We start from the raw sequence: 6780 nt of genomic DNA on the forward strand, positions 1-6780 counted from the left end.
GAAGCATCAAGGGAAGCTACAGGGGAAACCACGAAGGAAACGACAAGGGCCCGCCATGCTCAGGCGGGCCCTTGTGCTTGCCATGCTGGTTACAGGCGGCTGGCGGGGCGCAGATCGTAGTCGAAGTACTGCTCCATCAGGCGCTGGAAGGTGCCGTCGGCGTAGACCTCGTTTAGAGCCTGGTTGAAGGTCTCGGCCAGGGCTTCATCGCGGGGGCGCACGGCGATGGCGTTGCCGCGCCCGAAGATCGATTCTGGCGAATTGATACGCTCGCCGACCTGGGTGAAGTCGCCATCCTCGGCCTTGATATCCAGCGCCTCGATGGCCACCGGGTAGTTGATGAAGGCCAGGTCCAGACGCCCGCTTTCCATGTCGAGGGCGACCTCGTCGGCGGTGGCGTAGCGGCGGATATCGAGGGTGTCGCGATAGCGCCCGGTGATGTAGGTGTCCTGGGTGGTACCGCGCTGGACGCCGACGGTCATGCCCTCGAGGCTTGCCAGGTCTTCCGGGTCGACGGCCTCGCCGCGACGGGCCACCCAGACCTTGGGCGACATGGCGTAGGGCTCGCTGAAGCGAACCTGGCGTTCACGCGCTTCGGTGATGCGCATCGACGACAGGATGGCGTCGTACTTGCGTGCCAACAGGCCGGGGATGATGCCGTCCCAGCCCTGGACGATCCACTCGCAGTCCAGTTCGGCGCGTTTGCACAACTCGTTGCCCAGATCGATCTCGAAGCCCGCGAGTTCGCCGTTGGCGTCGCGGTATTCGAACGGTGGATAAGGCACATCGACGGCGATACGCACCTGGCGAGCCTCGTCGCCGAAGGCGGCGGGCATCGTCAGCATCGTCGCGCAGGCGATGGCCAGGGGGGACAGCAGACGCTGGGAGAAAGAGCGCATGGGGAACCTTGTCGTCAGGGAAGAAGGGGGAGGGGTTATCGTTATGGTGACCGTCGACGGGGCCAGCAGGGCCCCGTCGAGGGACTGTCGGGTGAGTTGCACCCAGGCCGTCAGGCCGCCTGCAGCCGCTTGGTGCGACGGTGGTGGCGTACCGCCAGCACGACCGACAGTGCCGCCAGCAACAGCAGGCCCAGCGAGATAGGACGGGTGAAGAACAGCATCCAGTTCTCGTCGGACATCAGCGCGCGGCGCAGGTTGGTCTCGGCGATGGGGCCGAGAATCACGCCCAGTACCAGCGGTGCCAGCGGGTAGTCCAGCTTGCTGAGCACGTAGCCGAAGACGCCGACACCGAGCAGCAGGTAGACGTCGGTGACCCGGTTGTTCAGCGCGAAGGCACCGATCACGCAGCACACCAGGACCACCGGCACGATGATCGACTTGGGCACCTCGGTGACGCGCAGAAACCAGCGCATGCTGAACAGACACACCACCAGTACCATCAAGGCGGCCACCAGCATCGCCATGAACATGCCGTAGACCAGATCACCGTGATCCATGATCAGGCGCGGACCGACGCCGATGCCGTGGACCATCAGCGAGGCCATCAACACCGCGTCCACCGCGCTGCCGGGGATACCGAGGGCGATCATCGGAATCAGGCCGCCACCGGAGGTGGCCGAGTTGCCGGACTCCGAGGCGATCACCCCTTCCGGCGTCCCGGTGCCGAAGGCCTCCGGGGTCTTCGAGGCGCGCTTGGCCTGGTCATAGGCCAGCAGGTTGGCAATGCTGCCGCCGGCGCCGGGCACCGCACCGATGAACACCCCGACCAGTGAAGAGCGCACCAGGTTGACCGGATAGCTTAAGGTTTCCTTCAGCGCCGCCATGGGGTTGAAGTGGACGTCGTCGGGCATCAGCGCCTTGCCGTGCTTGACGCCCTCGGCGTCTTCCACCTCGGACAGCAGCTGGCTGACGGCGAAGATACCGATCAGCACCACCAGAAAGGGGAAACCGTTGGCGAGCAGGTCCGAGTCGAAGGTGAAACGAGCCACCCCCATCATCGGGTCGGAGCCGACGGTGGCAATGAACAGTCCCAGCAGGCCGGTCATCAGGCCCTTGAGCATGGACTTGCCGACCAGGCTTGCGACCACCGTCATGGCGAAGATGATCAGCGAGAAGTACTCCCAGGCGCCCAGCTTGACGGCGATCAGCGCCAGCGGTGGGGCGGCGATGATCAACACCACCACGCTGACCAGGGCGCCGAAGAAGGAAGCCCAGATACCCAGCGCCAGGGCGCGGCCAGGCTCGCCCTTGCGCGCCATCGGGAAGGCGTCGAAGGTGGTCGCCACCGACGACGGCGTGCCGGGGATGCCGAGCAGCGCGGCGGAGATCAGGCCGCCGGTGTAACCGCCGACATAGACCGCCAGCATGGTGGCCACGCCCTGCAGCGGGTCCATGGTGAAGGTCAGCGGCAGGGTCAGCACGATGGCCATGGTGATGGTGAAGCCAGGAATCGCCGAGGCGATGACGCCGGCGATGACACCCAGCAGCATGGCGAACATGGTCGAGAGCGTAAACAGTTGGTCCATGCCGGACAGCAGCGCATCCATCATGAGCAATTTCCTCGAGGAGTCGTTGCCGCCTCAGCCGAACAGGCCGCGGGGCAGGCTGATGACGAAGACGTCGCGGAACAGGGTGTCGACCCCGAGCGAGAACACCAGGGCGACCACCACAGCGATGGCCAGGGCCTTGAGCGAGCGCGCGCCCAGAAGCCATTGACCCGCCAGCAGGAAGGCCAGCGAGGCCAGGCTGAAACCCAGCCAGGGCAGGGCGATGATGTACACCGCAAACAGCGCCAGCACAGCGAAGGCCAGCCGGTGACGCCAGATCCAGGCGCCGACCTGGCCGCGCTCACCGGCGCTCTGGCGCAGGAAGGCACGCGCCTCCTTGAAGGCGATGGCCAGGTTCAATGCCACCAGCGCCGCCAGTACCAGCCGCGGGAAGCTGCCCGAACCCAGTGGTTCCCACATCGACGATGGCAGCGCCTGGGCCCTGACAAAGAGCGCGGTGAACAGCGCCGCCAGGGCGATGTTCAACAGCACATGGGCCAGGGGACCACCCCGGCCCGGGGCGTGCCGCTCCCCGGAAGGGGAGCGGTCGGTGGTGCTCTGGCTCATCGTGCAAGCTTCCCTGACAGACGCTCGATGGTGGCGTTGCTGGTCTCGAGGTACTCGGCGAACGCCTCGGGGCCTTCGAACACCACACTGGCGCCGGCGTTGTGTACCGCCTGGGCGAAGGCCTCGTCCTGGCTCATGGCCTCGAAGGCCTCGGCCAGGGTGTCGATGCGTTCTTCCGGGGTGCCCTTGGGTGCCAGAATGCCGCGAATGATGTTCAGCTTGAGCTCAGGATGGCCGAGCTCGGTGAAGGTCGGTACGTCCGGCGCTTCGGGCTGGCGCTCCTCGCTGCCCACCGCCAGGAATCGCAGGTCACCGTTCTTGACGAACTCGCCGCTTGAGGAGATGTCGCCGATGGCGGCGTCGATGTGGCCGCCGACCAGGGCGCGGATGCGCGAGCCGGTGCCCTCGAAGCCGACGTAGCGGAATTGCAGGTCTTCGGCTTCTTCCATCATGGCGGCGTGGATATGCGGCACGCCGCCCAGGGTCACGCCGAAGCGGACCTCACCCGGATTGGCCTTGGCGTACTCGACGAACTCCTCGAAGGTGGTGTAGGGCGCGCCGGCAGGAACCGTCAGGTACTGGGGTGACTGGGTGACACCCGCCACCGGCTCGAAGTCGTCGTAGTTGAGCTGAGTCAGGCCGGTGTGGTGGGCCACCATCAGGCCTTCATGGACCTGACCGATGGTGTAGCCGTCGGCGTCACGCCGGGACAGTTCCTTGAGGCCAGTGGTGCCGCTGACCCCGGGCATGTTGATCACCGGGATCGGCTGACCAAGCTGGGATTCAGCGTGGTTGGCGACCAGGCGCATCAGGGTGTCGCTGCCGCCGCCCGGCGACCAGGGCACGATGAATTCCACCGGCTTGTCAGGGTAGGCGTCCTGGGCCACGGCCACACTGGCGGCGGCCAGGGCGGAGGCAGAGACCATCAGGGCCAGCGCGGTCCGGGTGCAAGAGCGGCGGGAAAGAGCGGTCTTTGACGGGGTACGGTGCAGGGTCATGGGATTGTCCTGTGCGTCGAGGGCTTTTGTCTGTGATTGTTGGGATGGATGGTCGGGTTGATTGTTATGGGTGGATCGAAGGTCACGCGTGTTGTTGTGGATGGATCGGTGGTGTCGTGTCGTCTCTCAGCCCAGCAGCAGGGCGCCGTAGCCCAGCCCGAAGCACACCACCAGGGCCGGGTGTACGCGGGTCTTGAGCAGCAGCAGTGCTGCCACAGCGGCGATGATCAGGGTGTGCACCAGGCCCGATGTCGCCATGCCCTCCTTGAGGAAGCTGACGGTCAGGTAGGCCATCAGCACCATGACGACAGGACGGACCCACTGGCTCATGGACTTGACCTTGATCGAGTCGCGGTAGCGATAGAGGGTGCCCAGGGCCGCCAGCATCAACAGCAGCGAGGGACCGACGGTGGCCAGCACCGCCACCATGGCGCCGCCGGCGCCGGCCACTTCGTAGCCGATATAGCCGGCCATCTTGGTGGCGATGGGGCTCGGCAGGGCATTGCCCAGCGCCAGCGTCTCGGCGAAGCCCTGGTGGGTCATCCAGCCGTAGGTGCCGACCACCTCGTTCTCGATCAGCGGAATGATCGCGGGGCCACCGCCGTAGCCGACGATATTGGGAATGAAGAAGGCCAGAAACAGCTGCCAGTAGATCATCAGGTACGACCTCCTTCAGGGGCGTTGCGGGGTTTCTCGGGCCTGAGCAGGGCGGCGATCAGGATGGCGCCGATGATCAGTCCCGGGTGCACGCCAAGACCATAGATCAGGCCACCGGCGGCCACTCCCATGACCAGGGTGGCGACCACGCCGAGCCCGGCCCGGGACTTCTGGAAGAAGTCGAAGGTCAGCTGGGCCATCATCACCATCACCACCGGCACCACGCCCAGCCCCATGCCCTGCACCCAGCGTTGGTCGCCGTAGCGGCTGTAAAGGCCGAGCAGCGCGATCATGGCGAAGATTACCGGCACGATCACCGCCACCACCGCATTGATGGCGCCGAACACCCCGCCGACCCGATAGCCGATGTAGCCGGCCATCTTGGTGGCGATGGGCCCCGGCAGGGTATTGCCGATGGCCAGGACATCGGCGAAGGCGTCGTCGTCCATCCAGGCGTGGCGCTTGACCACCTCCTGGTGGACCAGCGGGATCATCGACGGACCTCCGCCGAAGCCGAAGATGCCGATGCGAAAGAAGGCGGCAAATAGCGAAGCTTGTACGCTCATGGGTCAGAGCACCGCGATGGTGGCGTCGGTGCGGGGCTCGGTGCCGCCACAGTAGATGCCGGTCTCGGGGTCACGCAGGATCACCTGGCCACGGCCGTAGCTGCGGCTGTCGGTATCCACCTGCATGCGATGACCACGTGCGGCCATGGCACGTACCAGCGGTGCCGGATAGCCGTGCTCGATACCGATGGTACGACCGCCCATCCACTGCCAGCGCGGTGCGTCCAGCGCCGACTGGGGGTTGAGGCCGAAGTCGACCAGGTTCATCACTACCTGGACGTGGCCCTGGGGCTGCATGAAGCCGCCCATCACGCCGAAGGGCCCCAACGCCTTGCCGTTTCGGGTCAGGAAGCCCGGGATGATGGTGTGGAAGGTCTTCTTGCCGGGCTTGAGCACATTGTCGTGGCTCTCGTCGAGGCTGAAGTCGTGACCGCGGTTCTGCAAGGCGATGCCGGTTTCCGGCACCACGATGCCGGAACCGAAGCCGTGATAGTTGCTCTGGATGAAGGACACCATGTTGCCGTCCGCATCAGCAGTGGCCAGATAGACGGTGCCACCGGCCCTGGGCTTGCCCGGCTGCGGGTCGATGGCCGCGTCCTGGATCAGCTCGCGACGGGCCTCGGTGTAGGCGTCGGACAACAGCTCCTCGACCGTGTAGGTCATGGCCTGTGGCTCGCTGATATGGGTCTTGCCGTCGGTGTAGGCGAGCTTCATCGCCTCGAGCTGACGATGCAGCAGTTCCGGGTCGTCGCGGTGGGACGCCGGATAGCCATCGAGCAGGCGCAGCGCCATCAGCGCCACCAGGCCCTGGCCATTGGGCGGGATTTCCCAGACGTCGACGTCGCGGTAGCGGGCCGAGATCGGGGTGACCCACTCGGGCTGATAGGCCGCCAGGTCGTCCTTGCGCAGATAGCCGCCGGTGCGACGCGAGAAGGCGTCGATGGCCTCGGCCAGCTCGCCCCGGTAGAAGCTCTCCGCCTGACTCTCGGCGATGGCCTCCAGGGTCCTGGCCTGGTCTTCGTTGCGAAACCACTCACCGGCGTCGGGAGCGCGGCCATCGAAGGTAAAGGTGTCGAACCAGGGCTGGGTGGCTTCGCCTTCGAGGTGCTTGTGGAAGGTCACGGTGTCGCGCTGCCACAGGCTGGCGATGACCGGTGACACCGGAAAACCGTCGCGGGCCAGGCGAATGGCGGGTTCGAGCAGGGTCTTGAAGTCCAGCTTGCCGAAGCGGCGCGACAGTTCGGCCCAGGCGGATGGCGTACCGGGCACCGTCACCGGGGTCCAGCCGTAGAGCGGGACCTTGTCGTGGCCGGCCTCGACCAGTGCTTCCCGGTTCAGCGCCTGGGGCGCCACGCCGCTGGCGTTGAGCCCGTGCAGCTCGCCGTTGCCCTGATCGTCGTTGGCGATCCACACCAGCGCGAAGGCATCGCCGCCGATGCCGCAGCCGGTGGGCTCGACCACCGTCAGCGCGGCGGCGGTGGCGATG

General features: G+C 66.1%; 7 protein-coding genes. All 7 read right to left on the reverse strand.

Annotation, left to right across the window (positions count from 1 at the left end; genetic code table 11):
- Positions 1-89 precede the first annotated feature (89 nt).
- Entirely contained in the window at positions 90-899 is an 810-nt protein-coding gene (locus tag NH448_RS20620; protein WP_045993339.1) for a transporter substrate-binding domain-containing protein, read from the reverse strand.
- 110 nt (positions 900-1009) lie between these two features.
- A complete protein-coding gene (locus NH448_RS20625) occupies positions 1010-2509 on the reverse strand; it encodes a tripartite tricarboxylate transporter permease (protein ID WP_239452564.1) in 1500 nt (499 codons plus the stop codon).
- 30 nt (positions 2510-2539) lie between these two features.
- Entirely contained in the window at positions 2540-3073 is a 534-nt protein-coding gene (locus tag NH448_RS20630) for a tripartite tricarboxylate transporter TctB family protein (RefSeq protein WP_052704387.1), read from the reverse strand.
- Entirely contained in the window at positions 3070-4071 is a 1002-nt protein-coding gene (locus tag NH448_RS20635) for a tripartite tricarboxylate transporter substrate binding protein (protein ID WP_045993338.1), read from the reverse strand. Before NH448_RS20635 ends, NH448_RS20630 begins: the two co-directional genes overlap by 4 nt.
- Before the next feature lie 126 nt (positions 4072-4197).
- Positions 4198-4728: a chromate transporter gene (locus tag NH448_RS20640; protein WP_045993337.1), complete on the reverse strand. Its 531-nt coding sequence runs from the start codon at positions 4726-4728 to the stop codon at positions 4198-4200.
- On the reverse strand, positions 4728-5294 hold the full coding sequence (locus NH448_RS20645) for a chromate transporter (protein ID WP_045993336.1): 567 nt from the start codon (positions 5292-5294) through the stop codon (positions 4728-4730). Before NH448_RS20645 ends, NH448_RS20640 begins: the two co-directional genes overlap by 1 nt.
- A gap of 3 nt (positions 5295-5297) precedes the next feature.
- On the reverse strand, positions 5298-6780 hold a 1483-nt coding region (locus tag NH448_RS20650; RefSeq protein ID WP_253029358.1), incomplete at its 5' end, for a gamma-glutamyltransferase family protein.

Origin of the sequence: Halomonas sp. OfavH-34-E (assembly GCF_024124525.1) — a bacterium.
GTDB lineage: Bacteria > Pseudomonadota > Gammaproteobacteria > Pseudomonadales > Halomonadaceae > Halomonas > Halomonas litopenaei.

What these genes read in the sequence shown, in the direction of transcription:
- NH448_RS20635 (WP_045993338.1), bottom strand. Translation starts at nt 4,071, where the DNA reads ATGACCCTGCACCGTACCCCGTCAAAGACCGCTCTTTCCCGCCGCTCT.
- NH448_RS20625 (WP_239452564.1), bottom strand. Translation starts at nt 2,509, where the DNA reads ATGATGGATGCGCTGCTGTCCGGCATGGACCAACTGTTTACGCTCTCG.
- NH448_RS20640 (WP_045993337.1), bottom strand. Translation starts at nt 4,728, where the DNA reads ATGATCTACTGGCAGCTGTTTCTGGCCTTCTTCATTCCCAATATCGTC.
- NH448_RS20645 (WP_045993336.1), bottom strand. Translation starts at nt 5,294, where the DNA reads ATGAGCGTACAAGCTTCGCTATTTGCCGCCTTCTTTCGCATCGGCATC.
- NH448_RS20620 (WP_045993339.1), bottom strand. Translation starts at nt 899, where the DNA reads ATGCGCTCTTTCTCCCAGCGTCTGCTGTCCCCCCTGGCCATCGCCTGC.
- NH448_RS20630 (WP_052704387.1), bottom strand. Translation starts at nt 3,073, where the DNA reads ATGAGCCAGAGCACCACCGACCGCTCCCCTTCCGGGGAGCGGCACGCC.